The organism is Anaerococcus sp. NML200537 (genome assembly GCF_026131715.1).
GTDB classification, from domain to species: domain Bacteria; phylum Bacillota; class Clostridia; order Tissierellales; family Peptoniphilaceae; genus Anaerococcus; species Anaerococcus kampingae.
The window spans coordinates 12,861-30,202 of sequence record NZ_JAMXSL010000008.1; the positions used below are offsets into that span (position 1 = coordinate 12,861).

Annotated in this window: 17 protein-coding genes; all 17 read left to right on the forward strand. The window is 36.3% G+C overall.

All coding sequences use genetic code 11. The features are described 5' to 3' along the window. The first annotated feature begins 1 nt into the window (after position 1). The 17 genes from NH288_RS03395 to NH288_RS03475 all read left to right on the forward strand — a co-directional run bounded on the left by NH288_RS03395 (position 2) and on the right by NH288_RS03475 (position 17,340). The gene (locus tag NH288_RS03395) at positions 2 to 1,666 is read left to right on the forward strand and encodes a PTS transporter subunit EIIC (RefSeq protein WP_265213076.1); all 1,665 of its coding nucleotides are present in this window, start codon (positions 2 to 4) and stop codon (positions 1,664 to 1,666) included. 15 nt (positions 1,667 to 1,681) lie between these two features. Next, on the forward strand, positions 1,682 to 3,115 hold the full coding sequence (locus tag NH288_RS03400) for a glycoside hydrolase family 1 protein (RefSeq protein WP_265213078.1): 1,434 nt from the start codon (positions 1,682 to 1,684) through the stop codon (positions 3,113 to 3,115). Between the two features lie 7 nt (positions 3,116 to 3,122). Beyond that, positions 3,123 to 3,995, forward strand: coding sequence for a DMT family transporter (locus NH288_RS03405; protein ID WP_265213080.1), 873 nt, complete (start codon positions 3,123 to 3,125; stop codon positions 3,993 to 3,995). A gap of 35 nt (positions 3,996 to 4,030) precedes the next feature. Next, positions 4,031 to 4,360 carry a PTS lactose/cellobiose transporter subunit IIA gene (locus tag NH288_RS03410; RefSeq protein WP_265213082.1) on the forward strand — a complete coding sequence of 110 codons (330 nt, stop codon included), beginning with the start codon at positions 4,031 to 4,033 and terminating at the stop codon, positions 4,358 to 4,360. A gap of 3 nt (positions 4,361 to 4,363) precedes the next feature. Then, positions 4,364 to 6,082 (forward strand): lactose-specific PTS transporter subunit EIIC, encoded by a 1,719-nt coding sequence (locus NH288_RS03415; RefSeq protein WP_265213083.1) that lies wholly within the window; start codon positions 4,364 to 4,366, stop codon positions 6,080 to 6,082. After that, entirely contained in the window at positions 6,079 to 7,482 is a 1,404-nt protein-coding gene (lacG, locus tag NH288_RS03420; protein ID WP_265213085.1) for a 6-phospho-beta-galactosidase, read from the forward strand. The genes NH288_RS03415 and lacG overlap by 4 nt, the downstream gene beginning before the upstream one ends. Positions 7,483 to 7,516: 34 nt before the next feature. Then, positions 7,517 to 8,266 (forward strand): DeoR/GlpR family DNA-binding transcription regulator, encoded by a 750-nt coding sequence (locus NH288_RS03425; RefSeq protein WP_265213087.1) that lies wholly within the window; start codon positions 7,517 to 7,519, stop codon positions 8,264 to 8,266. Between the two features lie 18 nt (positions 8,267 to 8,284). Continuing rightward, positions 8,285 to 9,211: a 1-phosphofructokinase family hexose kinase gene (locus NH288_RS03430; protein WP_265213089.1), complete on the forward strand. Its 927-nt coding sequence runs from the start codon at positions 8,285 to 8,287 to the stop codon at positions 9,209 to 9,211. Between the two features lie 3 nt (positions 9,212 to 9,214). After that, on the forward strand, positions 9,215 to 10,198 hold the full coding sequence (locus tag NH288_RS03435) for a tagatose 1,6-diphosphate aldolase (RefSeq protein ID WP_265213091.1): 984 nt from the start codon (positions 9,215 to 9,217) through the stop codon (positions 10,196 to 10,198). 82 nt (positions 10,199 to 10,280) lie between these two features. Further along, positions 10,281 to 10,421, forward strand: a complete 141-nt coding sequence (locus tag NH288_RS03440; RefSeq protein ID WP_265213093.1) for a hypothetical protein — start codon at positions 10,281 to 10,283, stop codon at positions 10,419 to 10,421. Beyond that, the gene (locus NH288_RS03445) at positions 10,414 to 10,536 is read left to right on the forward strand and encodes a hypothetical protein (RefSeq protein WP_265213095.1); all 123 of its coding nucleotides are present in this window, start codon (positions 10,414 to 10,416) and stop codon (positions 10,534 to 10,536) included. The genes NH288_RS03440 and NH288_RS03445 overlap by 8 nt, the downstream gene beginning before the upstream one ends. Before the next feature lie 25 nt (positions 10,537 to 10,561). Further along, complete coding sequence (locus NH288_RS03450; protein WP_265213097.1) at positions 10,562 to 11,128, forward strand: uracil-DNA glycosylase family protein; 567 nt, start codon at positions 10,562 to 10,564, stop codon at positions 11,126 to 11,128. 440 nt (positions 11,129 to 11,568) lie between these two features. Beyond that, positions 11,569 to 11,856 (forward strand): cupin domain-containing protein, encoded by a 288-nt coding sequence (locus NH288_RS03455; protein ID WP_265213098.1) that lies wholly within the window; start codon positions 11,569 to 11,571, stop codon positions 11,854 to 11,856. Between the two features lie 130 nt (positions 11,857 to 11,986). Beyond that, the gene (gene nagA / locus NH288_RS03460; RefSeq protein ID WP_265213099.1) at positions 11,987 to 13,117 is read left to right on the forward strand and encodes an N-acetylglucosamine-6-phosphate deacetylase; all 1,131 of its coding nucleotides are present in this window, start codon (positions 11,987 to 11,989) and stop codon (positions 13,115 to 13,117) included. A gap of 164 nt (positions 13,118 to 13,281) precedes the next feature. After that, positions 13,282 to 14,415 carry a sortase gene (locus NH288_RS03465; RefSeq protein WP_265213101.1) on the forward strand — a complete coding sequence of 378 codons (1,134 nt, stop codon included), beginning with the start codon at positions 13,282 to 13,284 and terminating at the stop codon, positions 14,413 to 14,415. Positions 14,416 to 14,557: 142 nt separating this feature from the next. After that, on the forward strand, positions 14,558 to 15,976 hold the full coding sequence (locus NH288_RS03470) for an aspartate ammonia-lyase (RefSeq protein WP_265213102.1): 1,419 nt from the start codon (positions 14,558 to 14,560) through the stop codon (positions 15,974 to 15,976). After that, on the forward strand, positions 15,976 to 17,340 hold the full coding sequence (locus NH288_RS03475) for a class II fumarate hydratase (protein ID WP_265213103.1): 1,365 nt from the start codon (positions 15,976 to 15,978) through the stop codon (positions 17,338 to 17,340). Before NH288_RS03470 ends, NH288_RS03475 begins: the two co-directional genes overlap by 1 nt. The last annotated feature ends 2 nt before the right edge of the window (positions 17,341 to 17,342 follow it).

Here is a 17,342-nt window from a genome sequence, read left to right on the forward strand (position 1 = left end):
AATGAATAGTATAGTTAAACAAATAAAAAAGTGGCAGCCTTATTTTGATGCCTTTGCTGCGAATAAGTATGTTAGCGGAATGAGAAATGGTCTTATTTTACCAATGTATGTTCTAATATTCTCAAGTATATTTATGGTTATAACATATGTGCCAAATATATGGGGATTTCATTGGCCTGAAAATATAGAAATGTTATTGTTAAAACCATACGATTTGACTATGGGTATTTATGGTCTTATTGTATCTGCAACAGTTGCTAAAGCGTTTACAGACATCTTAAACCAGGAACAAGCACCTGGTAAAAAAATTAGTTATGTAGCTACAATGGTGACAACTTTGTCTGCATTTTTAATTTTATTAACTGATCCAGCAGAAGGCGCTTTATCAACATCTTTTTTAGGAGCATCTGGAATGATAGTAGGTATTATTTTAGGTCTAATAATACCAAACATATATAAGTTTTGTGTTAACAGAAACTTAACAATAAAACTTCCTAAAGAAGTTCCACCAAACCTATCAGAATCATTCGCTAGTTTAATTTCTTATGGATTGGCAATATTCGTAGTTTGGGCATTTGATATTGCCTTTAGATATTTTACAGGTGGACAAAATATAGGAGAAGTTCTTCTTGCAATTTTAAATCCGATATTTAGAGCGGCTGAATCATATGTGGGAATGGGAATAATATATGCGGCAACAGCATTTTTCCAATTCTTAGGAATGAACGGTCCAGATATTGTATTCCCAGCTGTGAAACCAGCAATGTTCCAATTCTTAGCAGAAAACCAAGAACTATATAGACAAGGTCTACAAGCTTCACACGCAATGACTAACTCATCTTACGACATGGCAGTTGCTTTTGGAGGAACAGGTGCTACATTAATGGTTACTTTAATGTTCGCATTCTTATCTAAATCAGAAAAAAATAAAGCGGTCGGAAAAGCTGCAATAGTACCAGTATTATTTAACGTTAATGAGCCAATAACATTTGGTGTACCTCTCATATTAAACCCAATGTTCTTAATACCATTTATTTTAACACCAGTAGTAAATACTTTCTTGTTAAAATTCTTTATAAGTGGTTTGGGTATGAATGGATTCATTATGGAAGTTCCTTGGACAACTCCAGGATTTATAGGAACTATATTAGGAACCAACTTCCATCCGCTTTCATTCCTACTAGTATTAGTAGTTATGGTGACAAATAGTTTGCTATATTATCCGTTCTTCAAAGCATACGATATAGAATCTGTTGAAGAAGAAGCAAAAATGGATGAAGAACTAGAAGTTTCTGAAAAAGATGAAGTAGTTTTAGATAGATCAAAAGTTAAAGATGACAAGATAAATGTATTAGTTCTTTGTGCAGGCGGTGGTACAAGTGGCATGCTAGCAAATGCTTTAAATGACAATAAAGACAAACTTAAAGAAAAATACGGCGTTGAATTTTCAGCTAGAGGCGGTCACTATGGACAACACAATGAGTTTATGAATGATACAGATATAGTAGTTCTTGCTCCACAGGTATCTAGTTTCCTTGAAAATATGGAAAAAGAAGCAAGCAACTATGGAATTAAAGTTATTGCAACCAAAGGCGCTGAGTATATTAAATACACTAGAGATAGTGAATCTGCAGCTGAACTTATTATAAAAGAACTTAATAAATAAGAGATAGGAGTTTAAATGACAAAGCAATTTCCTGATAACTTCATGTGGGGCAGCGCATCAGCTGCCTACCACTTCGAAGGTGGGTTTGATAAAGATGGTAAGGGTCTAACAGTTCAAGATGTAACTCCACATGGAGCTAGAGGAATAATAACTGATGGACCTACGGATGATAATTTGAAGCTCAAAGCAGCAAACTTCTATGAGAATTATAAAGAAGATATAAAACTTTTTGCCGAAATGGGATTCAAAGCCTTTAGAACATCAATTTCATGGGCTAGAATATTCCCTAATGGAGATGATGAAACTCCAAATGAGAAAGGTCTTCAATTCTATGATAATGTATTTGATGAGTTGCACAAATATGGCATTGAGCCGATAGTCACTTTAGCTCATTATGAAACCCCTCTTTCTTTAGTAGAGAGATACAATGGGTGGATGAATAGAGACTTAATTAAAATCTTTGAAAAATATGCTGTAACAGTATTTGAAAGATATAAAGATAAGGTTAAATATTGGATTACTTTTAATGAAATAAACTCTATGTTTGAAACACCTTTTATTTCAGGAGGTATAAAGACACCAGAGAAGGAATTGACACCAAGCGATTTATATCAGGCATCACATCATCAATTAGTAGCTAGTGCGTTAGTTACAAAAAGGGCTAGGGAAATAAACCCTGAGTTTAAAGTTGGATGCATGATTTCAGCAAAAGGAGTTTATCCACTACGTCCTACTCCAGAAGATGCAGTTCTTGAAATGCAGAAGAAAGATGAACTAGATTTCTTCACACATGTTCACGCAAGAGGTGAATATCCTTACTATATTAAAAGAGTTTTCGACGAAAACAATATAAAATTAAATATTACTGATGAAGACAGGAAACTTTTAAAAGAAAATACTGTAGATTATATATCATTAAGTTACTACAGATCAGTTTGTGTAACTAGCCTTGAAGGCAAAGGATATGAAGATATCAGGGATGTTGATGAAGATACATTCACAATAAAAGAGGTTTTAAACCCAACATTAAAAACAAGTGAGTGGGGATGGCAAATAGACCCTGTCGGATTTAGGATTGTTTTAAATCAAATTTATAACAAATATGAACTACCAATATTTATTGTAGAAAATGGATTGGGAGCAAAAGATAAGTTGGAAGAAAAAAACGGAAAAATTGAAATCCATGATGATTATAGAATTTCTTACTTAGAACAACATATCAAAGAAGTTTATGAAGCTATGTTAGATGGTGTTGATATAATAGGATATCTGACTTGGGCAGCAATGGATGTTGTAAGCACAACAGAAGGCTCGATAGATAAAAGGTATGGTTTTATCTATATAGATTTACAATCTGATGGGACTGGAAGTCTCAAAAGATACAAAAAAGATAGCTTTTATTGGTATAAAAAATTAATATCAACAAAGGCAAATTTAATATTAGAATAGGTTTAATATGGAAGCTATAAAAGGAAGAATAGGACTTATTCTAGTAGCAATAATATGGGGTTCCGGCTTTGCAGCCAGTGCCCTTGCTCTAGAGAGTTTTAATACAAACCAAATACTTGCAATGAGATTTACAATAGCGTTTTTAATTTGCTTGCTAGTTTATAAAAATGACCTAAAATTAATTAACTTTAATGTTTTGAAAAAAGGAATAATAATTGGGATATTTTTATTTTTGGCGTTTATGTTTCAAACAATAGGGCTAAAATACACTACAGCGAGTAAAAATGCATTTTTGACAGCTGTAAATATTGTAATAGTACCTTTTTTAAGTTTTATAATACTTAGGAAAAAAGTGGAAAAACAAGAATTACTAGGTGCTCTTGTTACTTTATTCGGTATAGCATTATTATCTTTCGATTCATCAGGAATTGGTGGAATTAATAAGGGTGATATTCTAACTTTGGTTTGTGCTGTGTTTTTTGCTTTGCAAATATTCTATACAGATTTCCATGTTAAAGATGTAAATCCTGGAATAATTATGATTGGACAAATGGGAACGGCGGCGATATTATCATGGATTCTTGTAGTAATAAACAATGATATAAGAATGGGAATAACTATTGATAATATCAAACCTATACTATATCTGGGCGCAATAAGTACTATGGTTGCCTATGGAATACAGACTTGGGCTCAAAAAAGAGTAAGTAGCACAGAAGCAGCGGTCATACTATCAACAGAAGCGTTTTTCGGAATGTTGGCATCAGTAATAATACTAAACGAAAAACTTTCTTTGGGTATTGTTATAGCTGCAATATTAATATTTACAGGAGTAGTAATAGTCCAATACAAACCCAAGAATGTAGTAAAATCTAATTAAGTATATATAAGTTATTCTATGTCTAGGAGGAAAAAATGGCAAGCGAAAAGAATTTAACAAGACAAGAAATTGGTATGATAGGATTTGAAATTGTTGCTTATGCAGGAGATGCAAGAAGTTCACTACTAGAGGCGATTAAATGCGCTAAAAAGGGTGAGTTTGATAAAATTGACGACCTTGTAAAAGATGCTCAAGAGAATTTAAATATTGCCCACGCTAAGCAAACAGAAATGCTAGCTCTTGATGCCCAAGGCAAGGAACTTGAAATCGGTTTTATCATGATTCATGCTCAAGACCACTTGATGACAACTATGCTTCTTAAAGATATTGTTTATGATATATGTGAGATTTACAGAAAGAGGTAAGGGATGGATAAGTTAGTCGAACGAATAGAAAAGTTAAAACCTTTTTTTGAAAAATTATCAAGAAATATTTACTTAAGATCTATCAGAGATGGCTTTATCGCTGGTATGCCAGTTGTACTATTTTCATCTATCTTTATCCTTATAGCCTTCGTGCCTAACGCCTTTGGGTTTATTTGGAGCGATAAGACTGTAGATATGCTTATGAAACCATACAACTACTCAATGGGTATTCTAGGTTTCCTAGTAGCAGGTACAACAGCAAAATCCTTTACAGATATGGTAAATAGGACCATGGATAAAACTAAGCAAATCAACTTTATGTCAACTATGCTTGCAGCTATGATTGGATTTTTAATCTTATCAGCAGATCCTGCAGCAGAAGGTGGTTTCTTAAGTTCATTTATGGGAACTAAGGGCCTTATTACAGCCTTCATAGCAGCTTTCACAACAGTTAATATTTACAAGGTATGTATGAGAAATGATGTTACAATCAAAATGCCTAAGGAAGTACCTCCAAATATTTCTAGGGTATTTACAGACTTAATACCATTTTCTCTAGCGGTTGTGATCCTATATGTAGTAGATATCCTTGTAAGAAATTTTACAGGAAACAGTGTTGCTGAGTCAATAAGTTTAGGTCTTGCTCCACTTTTCCAAGCAGCGGATGGATATCTTGGCGTAACTCTAATATTTGGTGCCTATGCCTTCTTCTGGTTTGTAGGAATCCACGGCCCATCTATTGTAGAACCAGCTATAGCAGCAGTTTTATATTCAAATGCAGAAATAAACCTAGGCCTAATGCAAGCTGGCCAACACGCAGATAAGGTTATAACATCTGGTACACAAATGTTTATCGTAACCCTTGGTGGTACTGGTGCAACACTAGTAGTGCCATTTATGTTTATGCTTTTAGCAAAATCAAAGAGAAATAAGGTAGTAGGAAGGGCTTCTGTAGTGCCAACCTTCTTTGGTGTAAACGAGCCAATCCTCTTTGGTGCGCCAATAGTACTAAACCCAGTTTTCTTTGTACCATTTATCCTAGCACCAATTGTAAACGTGTGGATATTTAAGTTCTTTGTTGATACACTTGGAATGAACAGCTTCACAGCTAACCTTCCTTGGACAACACCAGCACCACTAGGTATGCTTTTAGGACTTAACTTCCAAGTTAAAGCTATAATTCTAATCTTTGTTCTACTAATAATAGACACAGTAATCTATTATCCATTCTTTAGGGTATATGATGAACAAATCCTAGAAGAAGAAAGATCAGGAAAGACAGATGGATCTAGTGACCTACAAGAAAAGGTAAAGGCTAATTTCAATACAGAAAAGGCTGACAAAATATTAGAAGAAAATACAAAGACAGAAAAGCTAGCTCCAGAAGCAAGTTCGGCTGATGATAAGCCAATAAATGTACTAGTACTTTGTGCAGGCGGCGGTACAAGTGGTCTACTAGCAAATGCCCTAAACGATGCAGCCAAAGAATATGGAGCAAAGGTAACAGCAATGGCAGATTCTTATGGCGCTCACAGGGATATATTACCAGACTTTGACCTAGTAATTTTAGCACCACAAGTTGCTTCAAACTATGATGATATGAAACACGAAACTGATCCATTAGGAATTAAACTAGTCAAGACCCAAGGAGCTCAATACATTGGCCTATCAAGGGATGGAGAAGCTTCATTAGAATTCGTAAGAAAGGCTATGAAAGAATGAGAAAATTAGCAGACGACTTCATATTTGGGGGAGCGACAGCAGCCTACCAATGTGAAGGAGCTACCAAAACTGACGGTAAGGGACCAGTAGCTTGGGATAAATACCTAGAAGAAAACTACTGGTATACAGCAGAACCAGCTAGTGATTTTTACCACAAATACCCAGTAGACCTCAAACTTGCTGAAGAATTTGGGGTAAATGGAATAAGAATTTCTATAGCTTGGTCTAGAATATTTCCACAAGGCTTTGGGGAAGTCAACCAAAAAGGGGTTGACTTCTATCACAGGGTCTTTGCAGAATGTAAAAAAAGAGGGGTAGAAGCTTTTGTAACCCTCCATCATTTCGATACTCCAGAAGCTCTTCATTCAAATGGAGACTTCCTAAATAGAGAAAATATCGAACACTTCGTAGACTATGCTAAATTTTGCTTTGAAGAGTTTAAGGAAGTAAACTATTGGACAACTTTCAACGAGATAGGACCGATAGGCGATGGCCAATACCTAGTAGGAAAATTTCCACCAGGAATCAAATACGACCTTGCTAAAGTTTTCCAATCTCATCATAATATGATGCTAGCTCATGCAAAAGCTATCCTTGCCTATAAAGAAGCTGGCTATGATGGAGAAATAGGTATAGTTCATGCCCTACCAACTAAGTATCCATACGACCCAACGGATGAGAGAGATGTTAGGGCTTGTGAGCTAGAAGATATTATCCACAACAAATTCATCCTAGATGCGACCTACTTAGGCGATTATTCTAAAGAAACAATGGAAGGGGTTAACCATATACTGGAAGTAAATGGTGGAAGCCTTGACATTAGGGATGAAGATATTAAAATATTAACAAAAGCCAAAGACCTAAACGACTTTTTGGGCATCAACTACTACATGAGCGATTGGATGGCTCACTTTGATGGAGAAACTCAAATTACTCACAATGGCAAGGGTGATAAAGGCGGCTCTGTTTATCAAATCAAGGGAGTCGGTCAAAGAAGGTTTGATGTAGATGTACCAAGAACAGATTGGGACTGGATGATATATCCAAAGGGTCTTTATGATCAAATAATGAGGGTAAAAAGAGATTACCCAAATTACAAAAAGATTTATATTACAGAAAATGGTCTAGGCTACAAGGACGAATTTGTAGATAATACAGTATATGACGATGCTAGGATTGACTATATTAAAAAGCACTTTGAAGCAATTTGCGATGCCATAGATGATGGTGCAATTGTTAAGGGATACTTCTTATGGTCACTTATGGATGTATTTTCATGGTCAAATGGCTACGAAAAGAGATATGGTCTATTTTATGTAGACTTTGATACTCAAGAAAGATATCCAAAGAAATCAGCCTATTGGTATAAGGACCTAGCAGAAACAAAGGAGCTTAAGTAATCTCTTGACATAAGCTTCTAGAATGGAAAAGCGAATGTTAAAAGAAGAAAGACAAAAGATAATTCTAGATAAGTTAAAAGAAAATGACATTATTCAGGTCTCTCAGATGACTGACCTTTTGGATGTTACTGATATGACTATTAGGCGTGATCTTAAGGAGCTTGAGGATAAGAAGTTACTTGTGAGGATTCATGGGGGAGCTAGCAAGATTGAAAAGGCTCGTCCTAGGGAGTTTTCTAATGAGGAAAAACTTCTTAAGAATAAAGATCTTAAGATAGAGATTGCCAAGAAAATCAGCAAACTTTTGGTGGAAGAGCAGAATATTTTCCTCGGTGCTGGCACAACTATAGAGTATGTGAGCGAATTTTTGGGAGATAAGAAGCTTAATATTTTCACCAACTCCCTCTATCTTTTTAGAAAATTAGTCTTTCTTGATAATATTAATATTAAGCTAATTGGAGGAGAATTTAGGAAGGTCACAGGTGCTTTTGTGGGTGCCTTAAGCCTTGAGCTTGTCACAAAGATGAGATTTAACCAGGCCTTTATAGGTGTAAATGGTGTAAACAAGGGCAAGGCTTATACCTATAGCCCAGAAGAGGGGATTTTGCAAAAGATGATTCTTGATAATTCCTTCGATAGGTTCCTTGTGGCTGACTCTTCCAAGCTTGGTTATGAAGACTTGTATCATTTCTATAATCTAGAAGATGCAAAATTTATCACAGATCAGAAAATTGCTTCAGATCAAGCTTTAGAAATAGAAAAATATACAGAAATAATAAAGTAATTCCATAAAGGAGAATAGATGATTTTAACAATCACAGCAAATCCATCTGTAGACATGTCCTACCAGCTAGAAAAGTTTAATATAGATGGAGTTACAAGGACTGATAGGGTCATAAAACATGCTGGAGGCAAGGGAATCCACGTAGGCTATGTCCTAGGGGAATTAGGCGATGAAGTCGTTCATTCAGGTTTTGTGGGTGGTAAGCTTGGAGAATTTATCGAAGAAGGCCTTAAGGAAAGAGGCCACGAGGCTCGATTTGTAAAAATCAAAGAGCCAACAAGAAATTGCCTAGCCATCCTACATGAGGGCAAGCAAACAGAAATCCTTGAAGCAGGCCCTACAATAAGTCCAGCCGAAAGAGCGGAATTTATCAAAAAACTTGATAAAATAAGTACAGGCTGTAAGGTGATTTCGATGTCAGGGTCCCTTCCAAAGGGTCTTGATTCAAGCTTTTATGAAGAGATAATTGCCTATGCCAAAAACAAAGGCATCTTTGTGGCAGTAGACACATCAGGGCAAAGCCTAAAAGATGTAGTAAATGCAAAAATCAAGCCAGACTTAATCAAGCCAAACGAAACAGAAGTGGCAGATTTACTAGGTGAGGAAATCACCAAGGATAATATCAAAGAAGCCCTAAAAAAAGCTCCTCTTGCGGACATAGAATATGTAATAGTATCCTTAGGAAAAGATGGGGCGGTTGTAAAGGTAGGCGATAAGATATTTAAGGCAAGTGTTCCAGAAGTTACTGCCATAAATCCGGTAGGAAGCGGAGACTCATCACTTGCAGGGGCAATCTATGCCATAGATAAGGACAAAAGCCCAGAAGAAGTCATCAAAACATCAATGACCTGCGGCCTTTTAAATGTCTTAACAGAAGAGATAGCCCATATAGAAATAGAAAAGTTTGACAAATACTACGAGCAAATCAAAGTGGAGGAAATATAAGAAATGAAAATTTCACAAGAAAAATTAGCAAACCTAAAAAAATTATTAAATGAAGATGGCGCCATCGCAGCCCTAGCCATTGACCAAAGAGGTTCAATGGAAAAAATGATGGAAGCAGCAAATCCTAGCCTAAACAACGTAGAAGGTATAGGAGCATATAAGGAATTAGTGTCAAAAGAACTTACACCATTTGCATCATCAATCCTTCTAGACCCAATCTATGGTGAAAAGGGAATCAAAGCTAAGGATGAAAACGCAGGACTAATCCTATCCTACGAGCAAACAGGCTATGATGAATATGATGAAGGCAGACTTCCAAGGTTAATAGACTTCATGAGTGTATTAAGAGCAAAGGAAATGGGAGCAAATGCAATAAAAACACTTCTATACTACGATTGCGATGACGAAGAAAAGACAAACGACATCAAAAAAGCTTGGGTAGAAAGAGTTGGCTACGAATGTGAAGGTCTAGGCCTACCACATTTCTTAGAGATAATAACCTATGATAGAAATATGGACTCAGAAAAAGGTGCTGAATATGCAAAGGTAAGACCACACAAGGTAAATAGCGCCATGAAAGAATTTTCAGACCCAAGATACAAGGTAGACGTACTAAAAGTAGAAACTCCAACAAACATGAACTTTGTAGAAGGCCTAGGCAAGGAAGAAGCCGTATACAGCAGAGAAGAAGCCATCAAACACTTCAAAGACCAAGCTGAATCAACAAACCTACCATTCATCTTCCTATCAGGCGGAATCACAGCAGAACTTTTCCAAGAAACCCTAAGACTAGCCAAAGAAGCAGGCTCAAACTTCAACGGAGTCCTATGCGGTAGAGCTACATGGAAAGACTCAGTAGCAATCTTCGGCAAAGATGAAAAAGAAGCCAAAGAATGGCTAGAAACAAAAGGAAAAGAAAACATCCAAACCTTAAACCAAGTATTAAAAGAAACAGCTCACAGCGTATTTGAGAAAATCGAAGAATAAGGATATAAGCTCTGGTCAAACCGGAGCTTTTATTTTATACAAATTTTGGGTATTTTTATAAAAAGATAAAAAGGAGAAAGAAATGCTAAATAGTCTAGAAGACATCCTAAGAGACCTATCCCAAGCCTTATTTTTATTATCAGTTCCAGTAAATATTATCTATTTTGCTCTAGTAAAAGTTGATAAGAAATTAGAAGCAAAACTAGGAGATAAAAATGAATAAGACAGAAATATTATACGGAATTTTATCCCTTGTTTGGGGTCTAATACTTGTAGTAGGTCTAGTAAGAGTAAGGAGATTATTAAAATCAATAAATGAGAAGATAGACAAATTTTAGCAGCTTATAATTTAAGGGAAATATTATGGAAGAAATAATCGAAAAACTAAAAAAAGATCCTAGAAATAAAGTCTATACAAAAAGAGGAATAGGTCCCATTTTTCAACTTAATAAGAATTCAAAAATCTTAATAATTGGTCAAGCACCCGGCAAAAAAGTTGAGGAAAGTGGCATACTATTTAATGATAAAAGCGGCGAAAACCTAGTAGATTGGTTAGGCATAAGCATGGATGATCTTCATAGCAAAGACTATTCAATAATACCAATGGATTTTTATTATCCGGGTAAGGCAAAATCAGGAGATAAGCCACCGAGGAAATTTATATCAGAGGAATACCATCCTCTTATATTAAGACAATTAGAAAATGTAAGGCTGACAATCCTTATAGGAGCCTATGCTCAAAAATACTATCTTGGAGATAAATTTAAGAAAAATCTCACAGAAACAGTAAGAAACTATAAGGCCTATTTACCAAAATACTTCCCCTTAGTCCACCCAAGCCCACTAAACAACAGGTGGATGGTAAAAAATCCCTTTTTTAAAGAGGAAGTATTGCCGAAATTAAAAGAAATTATTCGAGAGATTTTATAAATTAAATATAAGAACTATAGAAAAATATAAAGAATTGAAATGATTAATAAAATTATATGTATATGAGTTTATCGAATAATAAAGTTGTGTTATAATATAAGTGTTATCATCCGTCTTTCATAGCATGAGAGGAGGTGATTTCATGCGAGAAGTACTTGACTTCATTCTTGCTATCATAGTACAAGTAGTTGGTTATTACTTGTGCAAATGGCTAGATAGCAGAAAAAAGGATGATAATTAGTATAGAAAAAGAGACGAGTCGGTAGCTCGTCTCTTTTTGTGATTCCATGCTTTATACTTGACTTCATGGTTATCTATATTATACCATCCATGGTATGTTTATCAAATGTACTAAAATTATTCTTATATTAAAACTATTGTAATATAATATAGGGTAGAATTATATAAATAGGATTTATTAAAAAATAAAGGGAGGAATTATGAAAAAAATAAGTGCAAATATCTTAGATGGCAAGTTTGAACATTTAGTAGATGAGGACAATTTACAAATCACCCACCTACAAATCAAAAAAGGCGAAGAAGTACCAAGCCACAAATCAGATAAAAATGTAGTAGTTGTAATATATAAGGGAAAGGTAGATTTTAAGGGAGAAAATGGAAGCGAAATAATAAGGCCAGGAGACATTATCACAATGGATCCAAACGAAATGCACGCTCTAGAAGCCATAGAAGATAGTGACCTTATGGTTATTAAGGCAAAAATCTAAGTAAATATTATATATCAGACGGGTGGATACTTTATCCACCTGTTTTTCAAATTATATACATTTAAGTGTATATTTTGGGTATTATTATAAGTAAGATGACTTTTTATTTGGAGAAACAAACGGAGGAATTATGTTTTATAAGGCAGAATATTTTATCCTAGAAGATAGGATTTTGGAAGATTATTTTATGGAAGTTGATGATGGGAAGATTGTGGGATTTTCTAAGAAAGTGCCTGATTCTTATGAGGACCTTGGGGAGATTGTGGCTCCTGGTCTTGTGGATACACACATCCATGGCTACCATGGCAAGGATATCATGAATGCTGAAAAGGGGGCCCTAAATGTGATTTCTAAGGGACTTTTGGAGTGTGGAGTGACTAGCTTTTTGCCTACTACTCTTACAGACTCTAAGGAGAGGACTGATGCGGCTTGTAAGGTGGTTGGTGAGGAATATAAAGATGTTGAAGGGGCTAAGATTAGGGGAATTTTCCTTGAAGGACCTTTCTTTACAGAAAAGTACAAGGGAGCCCAAAACCCAGCCTACATGTCTGATCCAAAGATTGAATATTTAAAAGAATGGAAGGACCTATCTGATGGCCTGGTAAATAAGATTGCTATCGCTCCTGAAAGGAATGGGGCAATTGACTTTATCAAGGAAGCTAACGCCATGGGCGTAAGGGTTGCCCTTGGCCATTCTGATGCTTCTTATGATCAGGCGGTAGAAGCAGTTGAGGCCGGGGCAAATATATTTGTCCACACCTATAATGGCATGAGCGGCCTCCACCACAGGGAGCCTGGCATGGTGGGTGCTGCCATGAATACCGATGCTATTTCAGAGCTAATCTGCGATGGTCATCATGTAAATCCTCATGCTGCTAATATTTTAATGAATGCCAAGGGCAGGGACCACATTGCTCTAATTACAGATTGCATGTCCGCAGGCGGCATGGCTGATGGGGACTATATGCTAGGTGATTTTCCTGTAAAAGTTGAAAAGGGAACAGCAAGGCTAAAGGATAGCGGATCTCTTGCGGGTTCTATCCTAAAATTAAAGGATGCCATCAAAAATGTTGTTGACTGGGATATTGCAGATGTCTTTGAAGCTGTTCAAATGGCAAGCCTTGTGCCAGCCAAGTCTGTCGGCATAGATGATGTTTGTGGCAAGCTTAAGGAAGGTTACGCTGCTGACTTTATAGTTCTTGATTATGATATGAATCTAGAAAAAACATTCTTAAATGGCAAATTGGTTTATAGCAAATAAGATGTTTAGAGCTTCTCAGAGATGAGGAGCTTTTTAATCGAAGAATAATGATAATCGTTATTGACAAGTCTTTAAATTTTTATTATAATTATTAAGGTTAATTAAGTAACTAACAAGAAGCTTTAAATAGCTTAAGATAATTATTATATAAATTTGGAGGATTTATGAAAGTAAAACATAAAGCGAGCTTAGCCCTAGCCTTATTATTGGCGATAAATATAGTTCCTGGAAGAGTAGATGCAAGCCAGGTAATGGAAGAGATGCCTAAGCAAGAAACTATGAGTGAAGAAAAGGATGTTGAAAATCCTATACCACTTAGTGATGAAACCACAAAAGATGATGAGACAAAGGCTTTTGAGGAAAAAGTTGCTAAGGCTAAGGAAGAACTTAAAAAATATCTAGATTCAATGGATGAAGAATCTGTTGATAATCCAGCTATAGCTTACGAAGGCCAAGCTAAGGAAGATATCAAAAATTCTATAACAAGAGCAAAAGAGCTTTTAAATGATGAAGAAATTGACCAAGCAAAATTGGAAGAAATCGAAAAAATCCCATTTAAAAAAGTCAATGGTAAGAAACAAGGTTTATTTAGAGACTATACCCATAAGGCTTTAGTGAATTTTCAAGTAGAAGGTGAAAGATCAAATAAGAATCCTCACAACAATAAAGCCTATGTAGGACTTAGGGATAATAAAATCAAGATAAAATCAAGCTTTAAGGGCCTAAAAAAATCTGGAGAAAGTAAGAATAAATTTATAAAGTTAAACTATGTTACAGAAGATGATTACAAGGCAATGAAGCTAGATGGAGTATCAGCTGCAACACCAAAATACAAAAAACAAGAACTCCCTCAAGATGATTACATAATAAGGGAAGTAGAAGATGGCTATGAGATAGAAATCACCAAACTACCAGCAGATGCGAAATTCATCAAACCTATAGCCCTAGTTAAATTTGCTGATGGAACATATTTTGAAAATGGTGATATAGTCTATGTCAAAAACGAAAATTCAGCAGCCAAGTCTTCAAATCTAGATAAAGTAGATGAAACAAGCGAAGCTACTAAAAAATTTGAAGAAAAGAAAGAATTAAATAAAGAGCATAAAAAATCTCAAAAAGTAGACCAAACAAGCGAAGCCACAAAAAAGGATAAAAAAGAAGATCCTAATCAAGAAAGAAAACAAGATGTAAAAGCCTCATCCCAAAATGTAAAGACAGGCGTAGGCTCATCTCTTCTAGCTATCCTAGGCTTTGGAGCAAGCTCAACTGCTCTATTTGCAAGCAAGAAAAGAAAATAATATTTTAAAGAGTCCTTAGGGGCTCTTTTTTAAATCATTTATAGGTTCTGTATATTTATTTGGTAAAATCGTTTTCTTGGTTTATAATTAGGATAGGGAAAGATTTTTAATTTAGAAGAAAATATCTATATAGGAGGCAAATATGAGTGAATTCAGGTTAGAGAGAGATTCTTTAGGAGAGCTAAATATACCAAAGGATGCATATTACGGGGCAAATTCTTACAGAGCGTATGAGAATTTTAAGATCACAGATAAGGCCATGGACCCTTATTTTATCAAGGCTATAGTCGAAGTTAAAAAGGCTTGTGCCATCCTTAATAACAAGGTTGGAATCCTTTCTGATAAGAAAATGCAGGCTATAGTTGACGCTTGCGATGAAATCTTGGCAGGCAAGTACCTTGACCAATTTATTGTTGACCCAATTCAGGGAGGGGCTGGCACTTCTTTTAATATGAATGCCAATGAAGTTATAGCAAATATTGCAAACCTAAGCCTAGGGGGAAGCCTGGGCCATTATGAGCATATTCATCCAAATGATCATGTAAACCTAGGCCAATCTACAAATGACGTTATCCCAACAGCGGGCAAGGTTGCCATAATCCGCTATATGGATGATTTATATGAAGAGGTGGAAAAGCTTGTCGAAGCCTTTGACAAGAAGTCCAAAGAATTTGATGAATATATAAAAATGGGCCGCACCCAGTTGCAAGATGCGGTTCCTATTACCCTTGGCCAGGAATTTAACGCATACAGACGTGTTGTAAAAAGAGGGCTAAAGAGATTTAAGGCTGCAAAGAAGGAGCTATCCTATGTCAATCTTGGAGGAACAGCTATTGGTACAGGCCTTAATGCTGATTATTATTTTGTAGAAAATATAGTAACAACCTTAAGCGATATCACAGGTCTTGACCTAAATCAAGCCAATGACCTCATAGATGCAACTCAAAACTTGGATGGTTTTTTATTTACATCCTCAGTTTTAAAAACTTTTGCAGCAAGCCTTTCAAAGGTTGCTAATGACCTAAGGCTTCTTTCATCAGGACCAACCACAGGGATTTCAGATTTTAAATTACCAGCCAAGCAGGCAGGATCATCTATCATGCCAGGCAAGGTAAATCCGGTAATTCCAGAGGTTGTAAACCAGGTTGCCTTCTTGGTAATAGGCAATGATATGACAGTGACAATGGCAGTTGAGGCTGGACAGCTAGAGCTAAATGCCTTTGAGCCAGTAATTTTCTATAGCCTAATCGAGTCAATAACTGCTCTTAAAGGTGCAATTTCAACTCTTACCCTAAATTGCGTTGAAGGAATTACAGCCAATAAGGAAAAATTAAGACGCAAGGTTGAAAATTCTGTGGCAATAATTACTCCATTTGCCCCACATATTGGCTATGATGCTGCAAGTGCCATCGCTAAGGAATCAATGAAATCAGATAAGTCCGTAAGGGAGTTAATCCTTGAAAAGGGCCTTATGGATGAAGCTGAAATCGATAAGATACTTGATTACAAGAGGATGACCAGACCAGGAATCCTGGATGAAGAACATATGGAGAAAAATTGATGAAAAAGCGCATAGAACACGATTCCATGGGTGAGGTAGAGGTTGCTTGCGATAGGCTTTGGGGAGCTCAGACTCAGAGGTCTTTTGAAAATTTCCCCCAAGGCTTAAAGTTGATGCCAAAAGACCAAATCCATGCCCTAATCCTAGTAAAAAAGGCGGCGGCAATAGTAAATGAAAGCCAGGGCAAGCTTGATAATAAGCGAAAGGAAGCCATAGTTAGGGCTTGTGATAGGCTTCTAGCTGGTGGTTATGAGGACCACTTCCCGCTTACAGTCTATCAGACAGGATCAGGGACTCAGACAAATATGAATGTCAATGAAGTTATAGCCCGCCTTGCCAATGAGCTCTTGGGGGAAGATTTAATCCACCCCAATGACCATGTAAATATGAGCCAATCTACAAATGACTCCTTCCCGACAGCCATGCACATAGCAAGCCTACTTGCTATCAGGGATAGGCTCTTGCCAGAAATAGAAAATTTAGGACAAGCCTTTAGGAAAAAGGCAAAGGAATTTGAGGGGATAATTAAAACAGGTAGGACCCATCTTCAGGATGCAACACCCCTTGCCCTTTCAGACGAAATAAAGACCTACGCAGATCTTATACTTAGAGATGAGGACTACATCAAAGAAAGTGCCAAAGCTTTAGAGAAACTTGCCATAGGAGGCACTGCTGTGGGCACAGGACTAAATACCAAAGAAGGCTACGATAAGGAAATGGCCAGACTTTTATCAGAATTTACTGGCCTAGACTTAGAGGCTGACCCTAATAAATTCTTGCAATTATCATCCAAAGGTGGACTGGCAAGGACCCATGGAGCTATAAAAATCTTAGCCAGCAACCTCTTAAAAATTGCCGAGGACATCAGATTTTTATCATCTGGCCCAAGAACAGGCATTGGCGAGCTAATAATCCCAGCCAACGAACCAGGCTCATCAATCATGCCAGGCAAGGTAAATCCAACCCAGGTAGAAATGTTAAGCATGATTTGCCTAGAAGTGATGGCAAATGACCAGGCAATCACCATGGCCAACTCCCTTGGCCAGCTTGAATTAAACGCCTATATGCCACTAATAATCTCAAAGACCTTAGAATCAATTGATATTTTAGCTGGGGGCATCCATTCCTTTAATATCCACCTAGTTCAGGGCCTAGTAGCAAATGAAGAAAAAATCAAAGAAAATCTAGATAAGTCCCTCATGCTTGTTACAAGCCTATCTCCGTTCATTGGCTACGAAAAAGCGGCAGACCTTGCTAAATTTGCCCACAAAAAGGGTATAAGTTTAAGAGCAGCTAACAAAGAGCTAGCTTATGTGTCTGACGAAGAATTTATAAAAATCGTAGACCCAAAAAAGATGATCTGAGA

Coding starts and splice junctions, on each gene's coding strand:
- lacG (WP_265213085.1), top strand. CDS start 6,079: ATGAGAAAATTAGCAGACGACTTCATATTTGGGGGAGCGACAGCAGCC.
- nagA (WP_265213099.1), top strand. CDS start 11,987: ATGTTTTATAAGGCAGAATATTTTATCCTAGAAGATAGGATTTTGGAA.
- NH288_RS03410 (WP_265213082.1), top strand. CDS start 4,031: ATGGCAAGCGAAAAGAATTTAACAAGACAAGAAATTGGTATGATAGGA.
- NH288_RS03445 (WP_265213095.1), top strand. CDS start 10,414: ATGAATAAGACAGAAATATTATACGGAATTTTATCCCTTGTTTGGGGT.
- NH288_RS03435 (WP_265213091.1), top strand. CDS start 9,215: ATGAAAATTTCACAAGAAAAATTAGCAAACCTAAAAAAATTATTAAAT.
- NH288_RS03465 (WP_265213101.1), top strand. CDS start 13,282: ATGAAAGTAAAACATAAAGCGAGCTTAGCCCTAGCCTTATTATTGGCG.
- NH288_RS03405 (WP_265213080.1), top strand. CDS start 3,123: ATGGAAGCTATAAAAGGAAGAATAGGACTTATTCTAGTAGCAATAATA.
- NH288_RS03415 (WP_265213083.1), top strand. CDS start 4,364: ATGGATAAGTTAGTCGAACGAATAGAAAAGTTAAAACCTTTTTTTGAA.
- NH288_RS03470 (WP_265213102.1), top strand. CDS start 14,558: ATGAGTGAATTCAGGTTAGAGAGAGATTCTTTAGGAGAGCTAAATATA.
- NH288_RS03475 (WP_265213103.1), top strand. CDS start 15,976: ATGAAAAAGCGCATAGAACACGATTCCATGGGTGAGGTAGAGGTTGCT.
- NH288_RS03400 (WP_265213078.1), top strand. CDS start 1,682: ATGACAAAGCAATTTCCTGATAACTTCATGTGGGGCAGCGCATCAGCT.
- NH288_RS03455 (WP_265213098.1), top strand. CDS start 11,569: ATGAAAAAAATAAGTGCAAATATCTTAGATGGCAAGTTTGAACATTTA.
- NH288_RS03440 (WP_265213093.1), top strand. CDS start 10,281: ATGCTAAATAGTCTAGAAGACATCCTAAGAGACCTATCCCAAGCCTTA.
- NH288_RS03425 (WP_265213087.1), top strand. CDS start 7,517: ATGTTAAAAGAAGAAAGACAAAAGATAATTCTAGATAAGTTAAAAGAA.
- NH288_RS03450 (WP_265213097.1), top strand. CDS start 10,562: ATGGAAGAAATAATCGAAAAACTAAAAAAAGATCCTAGAAATAAAGTC.
- NH288_RS03395 (WP_265213076.1), top strand. CDS start 2: ATGAATAGTATAGTTAAACAAATAAAAAAGTGGCAGCCTTATTTTGAT.
- NH288_RS03430 (WP_265213089.1), top strand. CDS start 8,285: ATGATTTTAACAATCACAGCAAATCCATCTGTAGACATGTCCTACCAG.